Below are 20,064 nucleotides of genomic sequence, written 5' to 3'. Positions count from 1 at the left end.
TATAAGTTTTACATCACACTAACTTGTCTTACAAATGATTATCCTTATAGAATGCATGGTTTTACTTGTGCAGATTTGGATTTGCTTTGCTGCGGGGGTTGCATGATAGAAATTGTCATCGATGGAAAATATAGAATTGTAGAAGAGGGTCTAACCCTTTTAGAAGCAGCAAAAGTGTGTGGGGTCGAGATCCCATCGCTGTGCGGAATGAACAAAAGTAATGAAAAAGTACCGTGTGACTTGTGTGTAGTTGAAGTCGAAAGTGGCGGTACTAAGCGTGCGTGTGAACTCGAAGTTTACCGCGGCCTTAATGTGGTCACGCAATCAGAACAATTAAGCGAGCACCGCAGAAAAGCACTTAACCGCATCATGACGGACCATTACGCCGATTGTGAAGCGCCATGTAAAACCGCGTGTCCAGCGGGTGTAGACATCCAATCCTACCTTTATCACATCGCACAGAACGATCATCAAAAAGCGATTGAAGTGATTAAGCGTACGCTTCCTATGCCGTTATCGATTGGTCGTGTGTGTCCGGCATTCTGTGAGAGCGAATGTCGCCGCTCGTTAGTCGATGAGCCTATTGCAATTCGTCAGCTTAAGCGTCATGCCGCGGATGCGGATTTGTCTGCGCATGAAGCCTATGTACCAGAAAAGAAATCAAGCAAAGGTTTGAACATTGCCGTCGTCGGCAGTGGTCCTGGTGGTCTAACGGCTGGCTACTACTTATCGAATGAAGGCTACGACGTCACTGTCTTTGAATCCATGCCAAAAGCGGGCGGTTGGTTGCGTTATGGTATTCCTGAATATCGCCTACCAAAAGACATTCTCGATAAAGAAATCGAACTGATGTGCCGCAATGGCATGCAGGTTCGCACCAACCAAAAACTGGGTGTGGATTTCACGCTTTCTCAATTGAGCGAAGAATACGATGCAGTGTGTTTGGCTGTCGGTGCGTCTCAAGCGGTTGAAATGCATTACACAGGCAGCGACCTTGAAGGTTGTTATCTGGGCGTTGATTACCTGAAAGATTACGTTACTGAGCAAAACTACGTCACGGGTCAGAAAGTCGCGGTGATCGGTGGTGGTAACACGGCAATTGACTGTGCTCGTACTGCGCGTCGTGCTGGTGCAGACACCACGTTGATTTACCGTCGTACCCGTGACGAAATGCCAGCAGAAGACTATGAGATTGTCGAAGCGGAACACGAAGGGGTGAAATTCCACTTCTTGACCAACCCTGCAGAAAACCTTGCTGATGAAACCGGACGCGTGAATGCGATTCGCCTAGAGCGCATGGCGTTGGGTGAGCCGGATGCATCTGGCCGTCGAAGCCCTAAACCAACCGGCGAGTTCTTCACCGAAGAGTTCGACACCGTGATTGCGGCAGTATCGCAAAAGCCAGATCTGAGCTTCCTCGAAGGTGAAGATTTGTCGATTCCGCTTACGCGTTGGAACACCTCCGATGCAGATGAAAAGACCATGCACACCGGCACGGGCAATATCTTCAGTATTGGTGATTTCCGCCGTGGTCCAGCAACGGCAGTTGAAGCGGTGGGTGATGGCCGCGTGGCGGCAAAAGCCATTGACCTGTTTTTGAATGGCGATATGGCAGACATGCCAAAGGCGGCGTTCAACTCGCGTAAAGAGAAGAAACTCTCTCAAGTCGACCCGCTTCACTTCGAGAACATCCAAAAAGTCGCTCGCTCTATCATGCCAGAATTGACTCCAGCGCAACGCGAGCAAAGCTTCGCTGAAGTGGAGTTGGGTTTTGATAACGAAGAAGCAATGAAAGAAGCAGCGCGCTGTCTAGAATGTGGCTGTCAGGCAAATACCGATTGTTCGCTGCGTGATTACTCCACCGAATATGAGGCTGAGCAAAGCTTTGACTTCTCCTTGCAGATTAAATCGCATCAAGATTGGTTAGATCTTCGTGCGAAAGACTTGCGTCATAAGTACGAAGTTGACCGTAGCTCTGAGTTTATTGAGTTTGATGCTAACCGCTGTATTAGCTGTGGTCAGTGCATCCAAGCGTGCCGCGACAAAGCCGTACACGGTGTACTGAACTTCGTGTGCGATAAACAAGGTCGTCCGGCATTACGTCCTGACGATCGTCCACACTTTGGAAGTAACAAGAATGGCTTAACCCTAATGGGTGATTCGAACTGCGTGCAATGTGGCGCTTGCGTTCAAGTGTGTCCAACGGGCGCAATGGTCGATAGTCGTGACCGTTCGCAAGGCCGTACTGAAGATCTGAAAGCGGTCGACACCATTTGTACATACTGTGGTGTGGGCTGTAAGTTGACCATGTTCGTGGACGAAACAACCAATACGATTCGTTACGTGAAAGGCGGTGACTCACCGGTTAACCAAGGAATGCTGTGTGTGAAAGGACGCTTTGGTTTTGACTTCATTGGCAGTGAAGAGCGTCTTTCCACGCCATTGATCCGTAAAGATGGTTGGTTGCAGCCTGCAAGCTGGGAAGAGGCGATTCAACTGATTGCGAACAAGTTCTCTGGCATCAAGCAAGATTTTGGCAGCAACGCATTGGCGGGCTTCTCTTCAGCGAAAACCACCAACGAAGACAACTACGCGTTCCAAAAATTTGTCCGTCGTGAACTAGGCACCAATAACGTCGATCACTGTGCGCGCTTGTGTCACGCATCGAGTGTAACCGGTCTTGAGGCATCACTCGGTAGTGGTGCAATGACCAACGACATTCCAAGCATTAAGCACTCGGATGTGATCTTTATTATCGGTTCGGATACTACATCAGCACACCCGATCATCGCTTCACACATCAAACAAGCAATTCGTCACCACGGCGCTCGCTTGATTGTGGCTGACCCGAAACGTGTCGATATGGCAGAGCATGCAGAGCTGTATATGGCGCACCGTCCGGGTACGGATGTGATGCTCCTGAACGGCGTCATGCAGCAGATCATCAAGAACGGTTGGTACGATCAAGAGTACATCGAAGAACGTGTCGACGGCTTTGATACCTTGTTGCAAGAGGTGATGTCGCCAGCTTACAACCTCGATAAAGTGGAGTTGGTTACGGGCGTAAAAGCCGAAGACATTCAAGCAATGGCGCGCATGATCGGTACGGCAGATCGTACGGCTGTGTACTACTCGATGGGGATTACTCAGCACACGACAGGTCATGACAACGTGCGTTCTATCGCTAACCTGCAATTGCTGTGTGGCAACATCGGTATTGAAGGTGGTGGTATCAACCCGCTGCGTGGTCAATCAAACGTGCAAGGCGCGTGTGATATGGGCGCTTTGCCAAACAGCTTCCCAGGCTACCAAAAGGTATACAACCCAATTGTGCGTCAGAAGTTTGCGATTGAATGGAACGCACCTAATCTGCCTTCTGAGCAAGGTCTAACCCTGACAGAAATCATTGATGCGGCTTGCCATCGTGACGTTCGTGGTATGTACATCATGGGTGAGAACCCAGTGTTGAGTGACCCGAACCAAGCGCATGTGATTGAAGGTTTAGAAGCGCTCGATTTCTTGGTGGTTCAAGACATCTTCTTAACGGAAACCGCGCAATACGCGGATGTGGTTCTGCCTTCTTGCTCGTTTGCAGAGAAAGCGGGTCACTTCACCAATACGGAGCGTCGTGTTCAGCGCGTGAATCCGGTTGTCACTGCACCGGGTGAAGCGAAAGAAGATTGGTGGATTATTCAAGAAATCGCCAATGCCATGGGCAGTGATTGGGACTACCACTGCGTGTCTGATATCACTAATGAAATCGCACGAGTGACACCTCAATACGCGGGTCTTCGTTGGGACGCAATTACGCCAAACGGTGTGCAATGGCCGAGCAACAAGAACAACCCGGCAGGTACTCGCATCATGCACCAAACCCAGTTTACACGTGGTAAAGGGCAGATGGTGGGTGTACCGTTCCGTTATGCGGCTGAGTTGCCAGATGAAGAGTACCCACTTGTGTTAACGACGGGTCGCGTACTTGAGCAGTTCCATACCGGCACCATGACGCGTAAGACCAAAGGGTTGGATAACCTTGCTGGCCCACGAGCGATGGTGAGCGTGGAAGACGCAGAAGCACTTGGCATCAGTAATGGTCAGCGTCTGACGGTGTCTACACGTCGCGGCAGCATTGAGATTAATGCCTTTGTGACTAAGCGTATTCAAAAAGGTGTGGTGTTCATTCCATTCCACTTTGTTGAATCGCCGGTGAACCGTTTAACGACAACGGCGACTGACCCGCATGCGAAAATCCCTGAGTTCAAGGTCGCTGCGGTTAAAGTGGAAGTGAGCGAAAAAGCGCTGCTCACAGAGCCTGCAACGGAAGCGGTTCATTCCATTTAAGCCAATCTGTTTAGATACAGGTCAGTAGCGCACTGGCGAGTTGGGCGATTACATATAAGCTTATGATATGTAATCGCTAAATGAGCCGTGCGTGTGCTGAGAGTCATTCAATGGATTGTGTTGTTTTTACCCGCTTCAATTTGGCTGGTTGCAAGGCAATATCATAATATTTGGTGGGCGGAGAATCTAACCTCGATTCCCGCTCTCCTTTTATTCGTCTATCTAGGTTTTGCTCTGGTACTTTTGGTTTGTCGTCACTGGGCGAAAGCCATTTTCTCTGCTTTAATCGGCTTTGCTTCTATTGCGTATCTCTTACCCACTCAGATCACGAACAACCAAACCTGCGAAAATCCGCTGACGATAGTCCAATTCAACCTGTTCTACGAAAATCCGGACATCAATCAGTTCATCAATTACTTGCTTAAACATCCTGCAGATTTGGTGGTGATGCAAGAGCTCTCACCTCAAGTGGGGGAGAAGCTTCATCTTCTCGACGATATTTATCCTTTCTATTATGGCGGCCAGCGCGGTGTTGGTTATCCGTCAAATCAGATGATTTTGAGCCGTTATCCTTTGGAGCCTGTTTCGATTTATCACACTCCAGATGGTCAAGAGGTGATTCGAGCAACATGGCAAGTGGACAACCCAATTACCTTAATGACGGCGCATCCTCCATCACCAAGAACCGAGCCGCTGTGGCAACGCAGAAATGCGTTGATTCGAACCATAGAAACGTTTTCTGATTTGTACCCAACACCGGAAATGATTGTGATTGGGGACTTCAACCTTTCAGCCGCAAGCCCAAGGTTTAGCAAGCTGTTCTCTCGTTTCCAAACTCAACCTGTTGCCAGTTGGCCAACATCAGTAAAGGAGTTGCCGGTTCCTGCTTTCGCCATGATAGGGATTGATCACCTCTGGCTTAAGTCAGAAAACTCAAATCGGATGATCTGCTCAAGAGCATCGACAAATCAACCGAATGGCTCTGATCACAGGTTGGTGACGACTCTAATCGGGCAATGAGCTAATGGCAAAGTGTCTAGTTATTTAGAATTAGGTTAAATCGCGGTGTGGCTTGTCATGGAATTGACTGATTCTGACTGTAAGCTGTTATTCAAGTCAGTTTCATAACCTAAACTTTATGAGTATAAAAAATTCATAAAGATAAGAGGAAGCTTCTATGACAAGAACAGCCTCAGCAGTGTTAATACTTTTTTTGATGAGCTCGTACTTTGCCTACAATCGATTTTATGTGTATCCACAGCAGTTAGAGTCGCAAGCTGAGTCGATGTTGATGCAGATGGCCAATCGAGAAGAATGGCTTGATATGTATGAGAGTAAAAAACGTGTTCACGCACATACTGCGCATTTAGAGTTTGCTGCCCATGTAACGTCATCTGATGGACAGAGAGCTTATAGTGAAGGGTACATCACCTATAGTGAGCGGGGACACAATGTCTGTAAAGAAGTGATTTTTAACTTTAAAATCAATTAATTAAGAAACTATAGTATTTCCGATTTGCACGATTGTTCATTGGGTGAATACTACTGATACTAAAAGTGGTTTTAGAAAGCGCCTCCAAACCTGGAGGCGTTTTTAGTTTTGGAATCTGATGGATTAATCGAGTGATTTTTTAAAGCGTAATGACGCAACAACTAAACCTATCACCGTAAAGCCAAGTAGCCAGACTGTATCTCGCCATAGCTCCATTAAATCTGCACCGCGCAACACCACACCCCGAATAATACGCATAAAGTGAGTGGCTGGCAGGGCTTCTGATATCCATTGTGCCGCGACGGGCATTCCTTCATAAGGGAACATAAATCCGGATAGAAGAATCGACGGCAAAAGAATAAACACAGTCATCTGCATGGCCTGAAGCTGTGTCGTCGCAATGGTGGATATCACCAAACCTAAGGTTAAACTCGCGGCGATAAACAACAGCGTGCCAAACAGTATCTGACTAATGGCGCCGTTTATCGGCACACCAAATATCCAGTGCCCCAAGCCTAAAATGATAAACACCTGTATCAGACCAACAAAGATGTAAGGGATGATCTTCGCCACCATGAGTTCGATGGAGTGGATTGGCGTAGTGATCAATAACTCCAAATTGCCGCGTTCCCGTTCTCGAACAATGGCCGCACTGGTGAACAAGATCATGGTCATGGTCAGAATCACGCCCAATAAACCAGGGACAATGTTCACCGCCGAGCGCCGACTCGGGTTGTAATACAGCGCAACTTCAAAGGTTTTGGTTGGGGCAGGGCGAATCTCAAAATCAAAATCCGTTAACGGCATGGTTTGTAGAGAGAGAATCGCTGAGCTGATCATGGTGTCTGAACCATCCACAATCCATTGTCCAAGCTCTCTACCTTGCACCATCCGTTGGGTTAGGTCGCTAGGTAGAATCAAAGCCGCTCGTACCAAGCCGTCTTGAATGGCTTGCTCGGCTTCTGATGCGGTAGCGAAGGTTTCGATCACATCGACCACTTGCGTGACTTTGACGGACTCGGTGATCACACGCCCGGCAGTACTGCCACTTTGATCGACGACGCCAACGGGAATATTACGAATATCCGTATTAATGGCAAAGCCGAACAGCAGGAGCTGAATCAACGGGATCATCACGACCATGCCAAAGGTAATGCGGTCACGTGAAAGCTGACGGATCTCTTTGATCATTACCGCTTTCATACGGGCGATAGATTTCATCATTGGCGACCTTCTCCCGTCACGCTGACAAACACATCTTCCAAGCTCGGGCGAGCAATGTTCATCTCGCAGCCATCAAGCTCAGGAAAGGTTTGGGTTAACCATTCGATCGGTTGTGCGATGTGCTGGTGGATCAAAATGCGTAAGCGGATTCCTAACTGAGCGGCAGAACGGATTTCTTCGCGCTGGATGACTTTCTCTTTTAGCTCGCGTAAGTTATCCGCTTTGACTTCGACGATGTTAACGCCCATTTGCGCCATGAGCTCTTCTGGCTCACCATCGGCGCGGATTTCCCCAGCTTCCATAATAGCCAGACGATGACAGCGTTCCGCTTCATCCATGTAGTGCGTTGTGACCAAAATCGTCGTACCTTGGTCAGAAAGATCAAACAATTGCTCCCAGAAATCGCGGCGGTTCTCAGGGTCAACCGCAGACGTGGGCTCATCGAGAAACAACAGTTCTGGTTTGTGCATGGTAGCAGCGGCGAGAGACAAGCGCTGCTTCTGGCCGCCACTCATTCCGCCCACGCGCTGTTTACGCAGTTGGTCGAGACCGTAGGTGGCTAGTTGTTCTTCGATGCGAGCTTTCAGTGCCTTGGTTTCTATACCAAAGATTTGTCCAATAAACTCAAGATTCTCTTGAACCGTCAGGTCATCATAAAGCGAGAACTTTTGTGTCATGTAGCCTATCTTAAGGCGCAGAAGCTCAGATTGTTTTGGGATCTCTAGCCCGAGTACATCGACATTGCCCTCACTTGGGCTAAGCAAGCCAGTCAGCACACGAATGGTTGTCGATTTACCACAGCCGTTCGGGCCAAGAAAACCATAAATACTGCCTTTGGGCACATTGAGCGTGATGTTGTTGATGGCGGTGAAGTCACCAAACTTTTTCACCACATTTTCAGCTTGAATCGCGTATTCGGTCATTGGCTTACTCCACCAAATCCACTTGCGCTGGAATACCTGAAGGCAAGGATTGTGCGGAGTCTTGAAGGTCGACTTCTGCAAGGTACATCAAACGCGAGCGTTCTTCCTCGGTAAGCGCGAAATAAGGCGTAAATGAAGGCTCAGTCGCAACCCAACGAACGGTGCCGCTATATGGTTGCTCAACGCCATCTACATGTACGTTAACCGTTTTACCCAGAACAAAGTCGACTCGATAGTTAGCAGGAACATAAACGCGAGCGTATGGGACGCGGCTGGCTTGTATTACAGCAACCACGCCATTCACAGGGACGCGTTCGCCAAGGTTAAACGGTAGGTTGTCGAGTAAGCCGTCACGCGTGGCAGTGATGGTGAGTTCTGCCAGTTTTTGTTTTTGCAGTGCCACATCGGCTTTTGCTGCCATGAGTGCGGCTTTCGCTTGTTCAATATCTTCAGGGCGAGAGCCAGCCGTCAGTTTGCTGAACTCTTCTTGTGAGGAGTCTAGCTCTGCACGGGCAGAATCTCTGGCTGCTAAAGCGGTGTCTTTTTCTGATTGGCTGATGAGTTTCTTGCGAACTAACTCCGCTTTGCGTTGGTAGTTCTTTTGCGCTTCAACCAATTGAGCTTCCGCTCTGGCAACGCGTGCTTGCGCGGCGGCAATGTCTTCTGGTCGTTCACCATTGGTCAATTTCAAAAGGTAAGCGTCCGCTTTGGCTTGCTCGGCGACTGCATGAGCTAAAACGGCTTCTTGGTTCTTGGTATCGAGCTGAACCAACACTTCTCCTTCGGTGACTTGGCTACCTTCCTTGATGGGTAAGGCACGAATTATCTCGCTAGAGGTTGCAGTAAAGGTTACACGGTCACGCTCTAGTGTGCCAAGGGCTTGCTGTCCGTCATCTTTGGAACAGGCAGTTAAAAGAGTCAGGGCTAGGGTGCCAAGAATGATTCGCTTCATCATGCGACGCTTCCTCTAAGAAGGTGAGCTCGAATTCGTATCAAGCTATAGAAGAGTGTGGGACTGCATTCAGTGTAACGTGAGTCAGTTTTGTTCGACTAGGAAGATAATTACTTCAATATTCATCAATTGATTAATTATCGAAATTGGCTTCACTATTAAATGCGTTTCTAAGAATATTCTTATTCAAATATAGTGGCTTAGCTTAAATAAGGTAGCGTTAGAGAGGATTAGTTAGAGTCGAGATCGGGCTCCGATTTTCGGTTTAACACGCAAATAAAAAGCCCGGAGGGGGAACATCGGGCTTTTGAGATGAGTTTATCAGGGCGATAAACTAGGGTTACGCAGTTTTGAATTGGCCAACGATTTCTTGTAGACCAACCGCAAGTTCACTTAAGTCTTGGCAAGCAATTGCAGTCTGGCGAGAGCCTGTCGCCACTTCACTGGAGAACTGATTTATGTGCTCAACATTACGATGCAGTTCTTCCGTTACAGAACTTTGCTCACTGCATGCACTTGCGATTTGAATGCTCATTTCCGCAATGTTGTCAGCACCTTGCTCAAGGTGGCTAATTGTTGCACCTGTTTTTTGAGCTTGCTCGACGCAAGCCTGAATGAGGTCACTACTATGCGTTGTAGAAGAGACAGCATCTTTCGAGCAATTTTGTAGCTTACTAATGATGGCTACGATTTCCTCTGTCGATGATTGGGTACGACTTGCAAGGGTTCGTACTTCATCGGCAACCACCGCAAAGCCTCTGCCTTGTTCACCAGCTCGTGCTGCTTCAATTGCTGCGTTTAAAGCAAGCAGGTTGGTTTGTTCAGCGATATCCTGAATAACATCAACTACAACGCTGATGTTGGATGCGTCATGCTCAAGTTCGGTCACCATGGTGCCAACAGACTGAATGGCCACAGAAGCCTCTTGAATCTGATCGATACACACTTGAACGACTTCTAGACCCTGCTTAGCGTCGTTTGATGCGCCATTCGCTGTTTCCGAGGCAGCTTCTGTATTATTAGCTACTTCATTGACCGTGGCTTGCATTTCATTCATTGCAGTAGCAATTAAGTTCAGTTGCTGTTGCTGCTCATCCATGCCCGAAGAGGTTTGTTCTGAAATAGCGCTAACTTCTTCCGTCGCGGTACTTACCTGAGCCGTTGTTGAAGCAATACTGTCGACAAGACTAAGAAGCTTTGCTTGCATGTCGACACACGCATCAGCCAATAGGCCCAATTCATCATTGCCGATTTGATCGCGAGGTAATTGATAAGTCAGATCACCTGATGCAATTTTTGATGCCATTTCAACAACATAATTAAGTGGTGTGCAGATTTGCTTGGTTAAGTACATGCCCGCAATAAACATTAAAACTAACAAACCAACAATTGCAGCAATGCTGTATTTGATTGCGTTGGCGACAACAATGTGCGCACCGTTAATGTCTTCAGAAATATAGGTTTGGTTTAATTCAACAAGTCCACGAATTGCTTGCGATAGCTCATTGAACGTAGAGAAACCATTGAGGAGAATTCTATTAGCTTCGTCTATGTTATCATTCAACAATAATTGTGCATAATTATTGTTGAATGCGCGATATCTTATCCAAGCATCTTTAACTTTATTAAAGGCATTATGATCTCGTTGGTCCCATAAGCCTTTTTCATATTCATCTAAATACTGGTCGATTTTTTTCTCTGTGTCTTCCAAACCTTTTACCCAGCTTTGAAATTCAGGGTGATCAACGTTTGTAAGTAAAGAAAACTCATCTTTTCTAAGAATGCCAAGTTCAATCTCGGTATTCTTTACTAGAATAACACTTGGTACTGTTGTTTCTGAAAATACAACCAACTTGCCTTCAATTGTTTGTATTTGAGAAGCAAAAAAGAATGACAGCGCTATAACTGAGAATGCAATAACTAAAATCAGCGCTCCGATTTTTTTTCTAACACTTAAATTGGATAAATTCATAATTCCACTGAATGTATAGGTTGTAAAAGATCGGATTCTAATTCTTGGAATAATAATATTGTGTGATGGGTGTCTCGAAATTTTTTAATGCGCTGTAAAATAAGTTGGTTATCAAGTTATTGATATTTGGTTATTTTAGTTGAAGGGGTATGTATATATAAATAATAAACTCAATTATTATTTAGGTAAATAGTTATTTTAGAGTTTATTAATATAAGGTGGTTAACTATGAAATGCTAGAGATTTATTCCTTCTTGTTTATTGTCACATTTCGCCATGAAACCACAACTATGGTCTTGTAGTCCTTACTAAGACTAGGCAAAGTCACCTCTTTAGTCCCTCTTAGGTTTAGTTTTCATGGAAGTTAGCAACAGCTTACGTTTTTTGGTTGGCACATACACAGATTCCTTGAGCAAAGGAATTGAGTCTATTTCATTAGATACAGCGACTGGTCAACTATCGAGTCACTCAACTCTGTTGAATACCTCTAACCCTTCATATCTGCACCTAACCAAAAATGGCTTATATAGTTTTAATGAAGTGGAAGAAGTAGAAGGCGCCCAGCTTATTTTTTTGACCAAGCAGCAAACCCATTATATTGATATCAATGGCGACTATCCTTGTCACTTAGACTCTGACAGTTCAGAGAGTTTGCTTGCCGTAGCTAATTATGGTTCAGGGAATGTGAGCGTTTACCAACTTGATAGCGAGGGGAAACCATTAAACCTGATAGCAAACTTATTCAACGAAGGTAGTGGCCCAAATTTACAGCGACAAACTTCACCGCACGCGCATCAAGTCAAGTTTTTGCTTCGGAGTTCCGAATTATGGGTTGTCGATCTTGGCGCTGATCGTGTGTACATCTATGGCTATGCGGATAGTCAATTTGAGTTACGCCAATCAATAGAATTGCCTGCGGGCGCAGGGCCTCGACATTTAGTATTAAATAAGAACGAAGACATTGCTTACATTGTTTGCGAACTGTCTGAAACACTCGTTACGCTAAAAAAACAGGCTAACGAATGGTGTATTGAACATGAATGTGATCTTTTAAATGATAGCGAGAAAGGAGAGGCGGCGGCTGCAATTAAGCTTTCTTCATGTGAGCAGTTCTTATACGTATCGTGCCGACACCAAAATAGAATTGTGCTATTCGATGTGAAGAGTGGGCAACCAGAAAGAATCCATGATATTGATTGTGGCGGGGCGTTTCCCCGAGATTTCACGATCAGTTCTGATGGTAAGTGGTTCATTGTTGCAAATCAGCATTCAAATAATATTGTTAGTTTCCAACGTGATGAACAGAGTGGGATGTTTAAGCCAACAGGGTTTGAAATTGAAATAGGCTTGCCAGTTTGTATCCTTGAGAGCAATACGAAAGATACCCAAGCTGTCTAAAATTGCTTGGGTATCTAGTTATTTCCTATGAGCGACCAAGCATTCGAGAAATGGTGCCATCTTTGTCGACCACTTGATGTTTGATGGCGCCAGCAACGTGGAGAACAAACACGGCAATCAAGATTTCCACTGCAGAGTGATGAATGGTTGAGCCGAGTTCCTGAAGCCAAGGGGTTTCTGGACCTTCAGCGATAATAACCCAACCGAAGATATCCACGGCTCGGCCACCACCTGCGCTCATTGCGATACCAGAGATAGGCATTGCCAAAGTAGCAAGCAGAAGGATACCGTGTACTGCTTTGGCCGCTTTGTCTTGCCATGCAGGCATTTCTGAAGCGGGTGGCAGAGCGCCTTCTTTTAAGCGCCACACTAGACGGATAAGAGCGACAACTAAAATGATAGCGCCTAGTGATTTGTGGATGCCATACCACTCAAACTTTTCTGGGCTGCGCGGCAAATCAACCATGTAAAGGCCAAGCGCGAATACACCGATAAAGGCAAGCCCCGTTATCCAGTGCAATGTAATGGTTTGCCAAGTTAATGGCTTCTTGTTGAGCATGAATTAATCCTCGTTTTATTTGTGGTTATGCGAGCAATTATCCATCAATGCTGTGAATAGAACTACACATCTCAGTGTAAAGTTGGGTAAATATTACCCACAAAAAACGCCCCAAAAGATGGAGCGTTTTTAGTCAGTTAGATGAGAGGAAGCGGGTTATGCCTGTTTTAACTCAGCTAATGCGTGATGCAGGGAAGGTACAATCGTATGGCCAAAGGCACGAACTTCTTTGCAAGGTTCAACAAGGTCTGGGATTTGGAAAGTGACCATGTTCGCCGCTACTGCAGAACGTACGCCATTGTTGGAATCTTCAAATGCGATACATTTGGTTGGATCTACGTTTAGACGACTTGCTGCAAGCAGGTAGATCTCTGGATCTGGTTTGCCGTGGGACACTTCACAGCCTGTCGTTAAGTTGTCGAAATACTTGCTTAGGCCCGCCAGTTCCAACTTCTTCTTTGCCACTTCTTTTGCAGTTGAAGTAGCAACCGCAATAGGTAAGCCTTGTTCTTTCAACCATTCAAGCAGTTCAACCACACCGTCTTTTACCGGTATGGCTTGATGCTTCACGACCGCATCGTAGCGAGTACGCCATTCATTGTGCAGACGGTCTAAGTCATCACCATAGGTTTTACGAAAAATCGCTTCAACGCCAGCGGCATTGCGGCCAATGATGGTTAAGTAAACCTCTTCGAAGAAAGGAAGATTTTGTGCTTCGCATGCCTCTTTGAAGATACGCATACAAACGCGTTCTGTGTCGAGGAGTAACCCATCCATGTCGAAAATAGCTGCTTGATAATTCATTACTTTATGACTTGTCGATTGAGATGGCGCATTTTGACACAAGCAACATCGATTTTCTTGCTGAATTCCACCATCTCACACGCTTTTTACTCAATCCCTATTTTATCCCTAAGCGCTTCGCTAATCGGTGTAAGTTGCCGTTGTCCAGTTCCAACTGACGTGCCGTTGCTGCCCAGTTGCCTTGGTTTTCTTCCAGTGCTCGAACAATCATCGCTTTTTGGAAGGCATCTGTGGCAGGCTTTAATCCACCTTCTGGTAGCTCAAGCCGAGAGTTTTGCTCCGTTTCTTCAACATTCTTGATGTTCTGATTCGGCGTTCGAATATCAAAATCTTGCTCAACCAACTCAATGTCTATGGCGTGGGTACGCGCTTTTGCCAAAACACCAGCACGTTTAATGACATGTTCAAGTTCTCGTACGTTGCCAGGCCATGAATAGTCTTTAAGTGCCTGCACCAAAGTGGGGGACAAACGAATGCTGTTCAGTCCCAGTTTGCTTCTTAAGTGTTCGGCAAAAAAGCCTGCTAGTAACACCACATCGTCTTCACGTTCACGAAGAGGTGGAACGTGAAGCGGGAAGACGCTTAAACGATGATACAAGTCGGCTCGGAAACGGCCAGCTGTGACTTCCTCATGTAAAACACGGTTGGTCGCAGCGACAATGCGCGTGTTGACTCGGATATGGCGGTCATCACCTACGCGTTGGATGTCGCCATATTGCAGGGCGCGAAGTAACTTGGCTTGCAGCTCTAACGACAGTTCGCCGACTTCATCCAAAAACAGTGTGCCGCCATCGGCTTGTTCGAATTTGCCTTTTCGATTGCTGATGGCCCCAGTAAACGCGCCTTTTATGTGCCCAAATAGCTCACTTTCAGCAACCGATTCTGGTAACGCTGCACAGTTTAGGTAAACCAAAGTATTACCAGAGCGACTGGATCGATGATGAATAGCATTAGCGACTAACTCTTTACCCACTCCTGTCTCGCCCGTAATCAGCACGGACAATTCAGTATCGGCGACTGCATCAATCTGCTCTTGAAGATTTTTCATGCCTTGAGAATGACCAATGATTTCATTGCTCAGGGTGCGTTTCTCAGCGTAAGAATCACGTGGCAAGCTCGCTTGTGTTTCTAATTGCTCTAGTAGGAGTGCAGTGTGCAAGCCACCTGCTGCCAATGCGCTGACAAAACGTAACTCTTGGTTGCGTAGCCCATCAAACTGGTTGGGGTCGAAGGCATCGATAGTTATTGCGCCAATCAGTTGATCGTCTATCAGCAAAGGTAAGCCAATACACGAATGGACATGGAGTTTGTCTTCGTGGTTTGGGATCAAGCCATCATAAGGATCAGGTAAGTCGCTGTCAGAGGGAAAGCGCACGATGTCGCCAGCTCGGGCAATGGCTTCTAATCTTGGATGCTGCTCAATGGAGAAACGGCGTCCAAGCACTTCTTTCGCCAATCCATTGATCGCTAGAGGTTTAAAGTGCTGGTCTTCATACAAAAGCAGGGCAGAAGAGTCACACTTCAATACCTCTCGAATCGTGGTTAATAACGTATCAAAGCGAGCCTGTTGAGTGAGCGCCGAGTTAAGGTCTTGCGTGATGTGTAGCCATTGCGCGATTAAAGAAGTCATAGCCAATACCGATTGTGTCAATATGACTATTGTAGTGTCTTAATGACAATTTTCAACTATGTCTAAATGACAGTTGTTAAAGTTGGGTTTGAATTAAAGTATTGAAATGTATAGCAATTAAAAGTTGGCACGCCCAGTGCAATACAAGAAGAAATTATTTTTGTTTATCCCGTCATTCAAGGTAGTAATTATGACAATTCACGTAAAAAACAACATTCACTGGGTAGGTCAACGCGATTGGGAAGTTCAAGACTTCCACGGTACAGAATACAAAATGACAAAAGGTACCAGCTACAACAGTTATCTAATTCGTGAAGAAAAAACCGTACTGATTGATACGGTCGATCATCGATTCAGTCAACAATTCATCCAAAATTTAGAAATGGAAATCGACCTTAAGTCTATCGACTTTATCGTAGTAAACCATGCTGAAGAAGATCACTCAGGTGCATTGTCGGCATTAATGGAGAAGATTCCGAACACGCCAATTTACTGTACAGAAGCGGCGATTGATTCGATTGTGGGTCATCACCACCATCCTGAGTGGAACTTCAAAACCGTAAAAACGGGCGATAGCATCGATATTGGTAACGGTAAGCAATTGGTGTTCGTGGAAGCTCCAATGCTGCATTGGCCAGACAGCATGATGACATACCTAACTGGCGATGCGGTGTTATTCAGTAATGATGCATTTGGTCAGCATTACTGCGATGAACGCTTATTTAATGATGAAGTGGACCAAAATGAGTTGATGGAACAGTGTTTGCGTTACTACTCAAACATCCTAACGCCATTCAGCAGTTTGGTAACCGCCAAAATCAAAGAAGTGCTGAGCTTCAATTTGCCTGTCGACATGATCGCCACGTCACATGGTATTGTATGGCGTGATAATCCGGTTCAAATCATCGAGCAATACTTGGCGTGGGCAGACAATTATCAAGAAGATCGCATTACGATTTTCTACGATTCTATGTCAAACAACACCCGAATGATGGCGGATGCTATCGCGCAAGGCATTCATGATGTCGACCCTAGCGTGGCGGTCAAAGTCTTCAATGTCTCTAAGCATGATAAGAATGAAATTCTCGCCAACGTATTCCGCTCAAAAGGCATCTTGGTTGGTTCTTCTACCATGAACAACGTCATGATGCCTAAGATCGCTGGCATGCTAGAAGAAATTACTGGTCTACGTTTTAAAGCTAAAAAAGCCGCTGCATTTGGTAGCTATGGTTGGAATGGTGGTGCGGTAGACCGTATCCACGCTCGATTAACTGATGCAGGCTTTGAAACTGCAGTCAGTCTGAAAACCAAATGGCGACCAGATGGTAAAGCGATGCGTGAATGTCGCGAACATGGTCAGAACATCGCGAAATTGTGGGCAAAGCATGACCTGACTAGTCCTGTTCTTGCTCCGGCGATTACTTCGTCCGCACCACAAGTTCAATCACAACCCGCTGCGCCAGCGACAACACAAGCGGTAGTAGATGCTGCTCCTAGCAACCCTAGTACAGAGGCGCATCCAGCAGATTGCCAATGCATGGTTTGCACCGTTTGTAATTGGGTATACGACCCAGCTCAAGGCGAGCCTAACCAAGGTGTTGAACCGGGTACAGCTTGGTCGGAAGTGCCAGATTACTTCTTGTGCCCAGAATGCCATTTGGGTAAAGACGTCTTTGTCGAATACAACGGGTAAGGGGGCGAATATGCAAGCACCTATTGTGATTATTGGTAGCGGATTTGCGGCTTACCAATTGGTGAAAACAGTGCGTCGATTGGACGCACATATTCCGCTGCAAGTGTTTACTGCTGATGATGGCGCGGAATACAACAAGCCTGATTTGAGTCATGTATTCAGTAACAAACAAACTGCCCAAGACTTAGTGGTTAAAAGTGGTGAGGCGTTTGCACAGGAACACAACATCGAACTGTTCGCCCATACCATGATTGAGCATGTCGACGTGCAAGCCCAGCAAGTGGTAGCCAACGGCCAAACCTATCCTTACTCCAAACTGGTCTTTGCGACAGGCGCGAAAGCCTTTGTGCCGCCAATATCTGGTGATGCAGCACCTGAGGTGATAACGCTGAACTCGCTACAAGAATATCAATTAGCGGAAGAGCAAATCAGTCGTGCGAAACGAATTCTAGTAATGGGTGGTGGTTTGATCGGCGTCGAGATCGCCATGGATCTCGCAACCAGTGGTAAAGCGGTTACGGTGGTTGAGCCAAATCCCCGTTTGCTCGCTAACTTGATTCCTGAATTCGTCGCATTGCCGCTGGAGAACCAACTTAAGCAGCAAGGTATTCAACTTGCCTTGGAGACTGGGGTTGTCGCGATCAATCACTCAGATGATTCGCTGGTGGCAAGCTTGAGCAAAGGTAAAGCAATCGAAGCCGATGTAGTGATTTCAGCGGCGGGTCTACGTGCTAACACTTGGTTAGCGAAGGCTTGTGGGTTGCGTGTCAATAAAGGCATTGAGGTGGATGCTCGATTACAGACATCAGTAGCCAATGTGTTTGCATTAGGTGATTGTGCTGAGATTCAAGGCCGAATGATGCCGTATCTCCAACCAATCGTGCTAAGCGCCAATGTGTTAGGCAAGCAACTATTGGGACAGGAAGCTGAGTTGAAGCTTCCGCCTATGATGGTAAAGGTCAAAACACCGAGTTATCCAATTCAATTGGCGGGTGATTTCAGTTCGGTGACGAGTTGGAGTGTGCAGATTTCTCAAACTGGCATTGCCGCGAAAGCACAAGATGAAAATAGCCGACTCATGGGCTTCGTCGTGACGGGAGAACAAGTTACGCAAGCATTTCCATTACTTAGAGAGTTGTCTCAAGCCGGTCAGGCTTGACTGATTTAAACGAAAAGAATTGTAATTAGAGAGGTTATCATTATGTCGCATTTACGAATTCCTAAAGACTGGACCGTTCAACGTTCAACGCCTTTCTTCACTAAAGAGAATGTACCACCAGCGCTACTGACTCATCACAATACTGCTGAGGGTGTATTTGGACAGCTGTGCGTCATGGAAGGGCAAGTGACTTACTACGGCTTTGCTGATGAACATGCTACAGAAGCAGAAGTGATGGTGGTGATTAATGCAGGCCAGTTTGCTACCAGCCCTCCGCAATATTGGCACCGTATTGAGATGAGTGATGATGCTCAGTTCAACATCAATTTTTGGTCGAATAAAGACAAGAGTGGACAAGCGATGTTCCACACGAAGAAATAACGCATACAGAAGTTAATACAGCGCTAATTTGTCGGGAAGAGGCGTTTACTATCAAGCTTATTCATTAAGCTAAGTAAAAGGGCAGAGATTCGTCTCTGCTCTTTATTTGCTTCTGAGGTAGGGGCTTTAAGCCATTCATGAGTTTATTTTGTGACTATTATCACTAAGCAATCGCTACTCACTAATGAAATAAGTGTTATGTTATAACATAGTTTAGTGACCGTTCGAGCTAGCTAAAACAGCGTATCTCTCAACATAGAGGCTGTTGGGAACGGTTAAAGAGTAAAAGTGATTTTAGGTTTGTTGCTTGTGCCGGGCTATTAATATCCGTTTAGAGAGATGGAGGGGTCCGATCGATTTTTCCGGAATATTTACTGGTCTAGCAACCTTATCCAAAGCGATATCAATATTGATATCGCTTTTTTCTGTCTTCAGGGAATCGTGTGTTAATAAGTGTTTCTTTGCATCTATAAACACTGCAATAAACGACGAGGAAGCGATGTTTTATCCATCCAGTGATTTGGAATCGACATTGGTGTGTCGTAGTAACTTGCCCCAAGAATGGCACCTAGCGGTATAGCTCGTCCACTTGAATCGCCGCCACAGTAAATGTTCTCACGCATGGTGGTTTCGTAACTTTCGGAATTCATCAACAAATGACAAATCACCACAAACGAAGCGTCTAAACCGCAATGCATCCCAATCGACTCCGCAACGCTGGTGGCGGTTCTGCCGCTCATCGCTTCTGCACGTTGAATGTCGTTGGCAATCGTCGGAGAAACCGTCTGAGCTGCCATCACACACGCTTTGGGCGCAGCGCCTTGCAACGCCATCTGAATCATCACTGCGACAGCTTGGGCATACATAACTGCGGTGTCGTTGTTATTGGTAACCCGCACCGCGGAATCAACCAGTTTAGCGAGTTTGTCATCATCGGAGTGAAAAGCCACCAACGGCGGAAGCTTGGATAATGCTGGGTTCTGTGTGTCGTCAGCCCCGCACAAAGTTACGCGTAATTCTTTGTCTTCCAACTCATGAATGTTGAGCAGTGTTTGTTTAGTCGGTTTGTCTGTGTAGCCCTGCCATTTACCGCCAAAATCAAACCACTCTCGAAAGGAGCGAATGTAACGCGCCTCGTCGTAGTGTCCGGTTTGAACTAGAGCGTCTAACATGGCAACAAGCTGTGCGCCATAGTGGGTGAGATCACCGACTTGTTTGTTACCGTGGGCAAAATAACCTTTGTCATGGTATTCAGTTCGGTTAGGTTGATGAAATTCGGGATGCGGAGAACCAAACTGCCTGATGAGTTCTTGATCGTAAAGCCAATGAAATCCGAGAGATGCTGCATCACCGACGAGTGCGCCGATAATGGCATGAAGAGAGCGAGCGTTTCTATGAGTCATCTTGCCACCTTTATCAACAGGGCTACTCAATAAGTCTTACACAGTTTCTTGGTTTTGTAGGGAAATTTTTCTGTTTTGGATCAAGACTATAGTGCTCAATTAACCATTGCTTTACTAGGGTTAAAAAGACTAG

General features: G+C 46.2%; 15 protein-coding genes. 7 read left to right on the top strand and 8 right to left on the bottom strand.

The window, feature by feature from the left end; all coding sequences use genetic code 11:
* Positions 1-102: 102 nt before the first annotated feature.
* From fdhF to KIV41_RS13655, 3 genes are all read left to right on the top strand, one after another.
* On the top strand, positions 103-4,341 hold the full coding sequence (fdhF, locus tag KIV41_RS13665) for a formate dehydrogenase subunit alpha (RefSeq protein WP_285336678.1): 4,239 nt from the start codon (positions 103-105) through the stop codon (positions 4,339-4,341).
* Between the two features lie 93 nt (positions 4,342-4,434).
* Entirely contained in the window at positions 4,435-5,361 is a 927-nt protein-coding gene (locus KIV41_RS13660) for an endonuclease/exonuclease/phosphatase family protein (protein WP_285336677.1), read from the top strand.
* A gap of 157 nt (positions 5,362-5,518) precedes the next feature.
* Entirely contained in the window at positions 5,519-5,833 is a 315-nt protein-coding gene (locus KIV41_RS13655; protein ID WP_285336676.1) for a hypothetical protein, read from the top strand.
* Between the two features lie 123 nt (positions 5,834-5,956).
* On the opposite strand, the gene KIV41_RS13650 is transcribed toward KIV41_RS13655, so the two are convergent.
* The 4 genes from KIV41_RS13650 to KIV41_RS13635 form a co-directional block, all read right to left on the bottom strand.
* On the bottom strand, positions 5,957-7,054 hold the full coding sequence (locus tag KIV41_RS13650; RefSeq protein ID WP_285336706.1) for an ABC transporter permease: 1,098 nt from the start codon (positions 7,052-7,054) through the stop codon (positions 5,957-5,959).
* Positions 7,054-7,980: an ABC transporter ATP-binding protein gene (locus KIV41_RS13645; RefSeq protein ID WP_285336675.1), complete on the bottom strand. Its 927-nt coding sequence runs from the start codon at positions 7,978-7,980 to the stop codon at positions 7,054-7,056. The genes KIV41_RS13650 and KIV41_RS13645 overlap by 1 nt, the downstream gene beginning before the upstream one ends.
* A gap of 4 nt (positions 7,981-7,984) precedes the next feature.
* Complete coding sequence (locus KIV41_RS13640) at positions 7,985-8,935, bottom strand: HlyD family secretion protein (RefSeq protein ID WP_373417610.1); 951 nt, start codon at positions 8,933-8,935, stop codon at positions 7,985-7,987.
* Between the two features lie 337 nt (positions 8,936-9,272).
* A complete protein-coding gene (locus KIV41_RS13635) occupies positions 9,273-10,904 on the bottom strand; it encodes a methyl-accepting chemotaxis protein (RefSeq protein ID WP_182026741.1) in 1,632 nt (543 codons plus the stop codon).
* Between the two features lie 357 nt (positions 10,905-11,261).
* Between KIV41_RS13635 and KIV41_RS13630 the strand changes: the two genes are divergently transcribed.
* Positions 11,262-12,302, top strand: coding sequence for a lactonase family protein (locus KIV41_RS13630; RefSeq protein WP_252042496.1), 1,041 nt, complete (start codon positions 11,262-11,264; stop codon positions 12,300-12,302).
* A gap of 25 nt (positions 12,303-12,327) precedes the next feature.
* Here the strand turns inward: KIV41_RS13630 and KIV41_RS13625 are convergent, their stop codons facing one another.
* From KIV41_RS13625 to norR, 3 genes are all read right to left on the bottom strand, one after another.
* Positions 12,328-12,861 carry a cytochrome b gene (locus KIV41_RS13625; RefSeq protein WP_005441227.1) on the bottom strand — a complete coding sequence of 178 codons (534 nt, stop codon included), beginning with the start codon at positions 12,859-12,861 and terminating at the stop codon, positions 12,328-12,330.
* A 156-nt stretch (positions 12,862-13,017) separates the two neighbouring features.
* Entirely contained in the window at positions 13,018-13,665 is a 648-nt protein-coding gene (locus KIV41_RS13620; RefSeq protein ID WP_285336674.1) for an HAD family phosphatase, read from the bottom strand.
* Between the two features lie 97 nt (positions 13,666-13,762).
* Entirely contained in the window at positions 13,763-15,295 is a 1,533-nt protein-coding gene (norR, locus tag KIV41_RS13615) for a nitric oxide reductase transcriptional regulator NorR (protein ID WP_285336673.1), read from the bottom strand.
* 190 nt (positions 15,296-15,485) lie between these two features.
* Here norR and norV point away from each other — a divergent pair, with 190 nt between their 5' ends.
* From norV to KIV41_RS13600, 3 genes are read left to right on the top strand one after another with little or no spacing between them, the layout of a single operon-like run.
* On the top strand, positions 15,486-16,988 hold the full coding sequence (gene norV, locus KIV41_RS13610) for an anaerobic nitric oxide reductase flavorubredoxin (RefSeq protein WP_285336672.1): 1,503 nt from the start codon (positions 15,486-15,488) through the stop codon (positions 16,986-16,988).
* Positions 16,989-16,998: 10 nt separating this feature from the next.
* On the top strand, positions 16,999-18,147 hold the full coding sequence (gene norW / locus KIV41_RS13605; RefSeq protein ID WP_285336671.1) for an NADH:flavorubredoxin reductase NorW: 1,149 nt from the start codon (positions 16,999-17,001) through the stop codon (positions 18,145-18,147).
* A 42-nt stretch (positions 18,148-18,189) separates the two neighbouring features.
* Positions 18,190-18,528 (top strand): DUF1971 domain-containing protein, encoded by a 339-nt coding sequence (locus KIV41_RS13600; RefSeq protein WP_010452766.1) that lies wholly within the window; start codon positions 18,190-18,192, stop codon positions 18,526-18,528.
* 467 nt (positions 18,529-18,995) lie between these two features.
* Here KIV41_RS13600 and KIV41_RS13595 read toward each other — a convergent pair whose 3' ends face one another.
* Entirely contained in the window at positions 18,996-19,931 is a 936-nt protein-coding gene (locus KIV41_RS13595) for an ADP-ribosylglycohydrolase family protein (RefSeq protein WP_252042499.1), read from the bottom strand.
* Between the last annotated feature and the right edge of the window lie 133 nt (positions 19,932-20,064).

The sequence above is a fragment of the Vibrio sp. D401a genome (assembly GCF_030248515.1).
GTDB classification, from domain to species: Bacteria; Pseudomonadota; Gammaproteobacteria; order Enterobacterales; family Vibrionaceae; genus Vibrio; species Vibrio rotiferianus.
The sequence above is the reverse complement of the archived record's forward strand: the minus strand, read 5'-3'. Positions and strand labels throughout refer to the sequence as shown.

What these genes read in the sequence shown, in the direction of transcription:
- norW (WP_285336671.1), top strand. Translation starts at nt 16,999, where the DNA reads ATGCAAGCACCTATTGTGATTATTGGTAGCGGATTTGCGGCTTACCAA.
- KIV41_RS13640 (WP_373417610.1), bottom strand. Translation starts at nt 8,935, where the DNA reads ATGATGAAGCGAATCATTCTTGGCACCCTAGCCCTGACTCTTTTAACT.
- fdhF (WP_285336678.1), top strand. Translation starts at nt 103, where the DNA reads ATGATAGAAATTGTCATCGATGGAAAATATAGAATTGTAGAAGAGGGT.
- KIV41_RS13620 (WP_285336674.1), bottom strand. Translation starts at nt 13,665, where the DNA reads ATGAATTATCAAGCAGCTATTTTCGACATGGATGGGTTACTCCTCGAC.
- norV (WP_285336672.1), top strand. Translation starts at nt 15,486, where the DNA reads ATGACAATTCACGTAAAAAACAACATTCACTGGGTAGGTCAACGCGAT.
- KIV41_RS13625 (WP_005441227.1), bottom strand. Translation starts at nt 12,861, where the DNA reads ATGCTCAACAAGAAGCCATTAACTTGGCAAACCATTACATTGCACTGG.
- KIV41_RS13655 (WP_285336676.1), top strand. Translation starts at nt 5,519, where the DNA reads ATGACAAGAACAGCCTCAGCAGTGTTAATACTTTTTTTGATGAGCTCG.
- KIV41_RS13650 (WP_285336706.1), bottom strand. Translation starts at nt 7,054, where the DNA reads ATGAAATCTATCGCCCGTATGAAAGCGGTAATGATCAAAGAGATCCGT.
- KIV41_RS13595 (WP_252042499.1), bottom strand. Translation starts at nt 19,931, where the DNA reads ATGACTCATAGAAACGCTCGCTCTCTTCATGCCATTATCGGCGCACTC.
- norR (WP_285336673.1), bottom strand. Translation starts at nt 15,295, where the DNA reads ATGACTTCTTTAATCGCGCAATGGCTACACATCACGCAAGACCTTAAC.
- KIV41_RS13645 (WP_285336675.1), bottom strand. Translation starts at nt 7,980, where the DNA reads ATGACCGAATACGCGATTCAAGCTGAAAATGTGGTGAAAAAGTTTGGT.
- KIV41_RS13635 (WP_182026741.1), bottom strand. Translation starts at nt 10,904, where the DNA reads ATGAATTTATCCAATTTAAGTGTTAGAAAAAAAATCGGAGCGCTGATT.
- KIV41_RS13630 (WP_252042496.1), top strand. Translation starts at nt 11,262, where the DNA reads ATGGAAGTTAGCAACAGCTTACGTTTTTTGGTTGGCACATACACAGAT.
- KIV41_RS13600 (WP_010452766.1), top strand. Translation starts at nt 18,190, where the DNA reads ATGTCGCATTTACGAATTCCTAAAGACTGGACCGTTCAACGTTCAACG.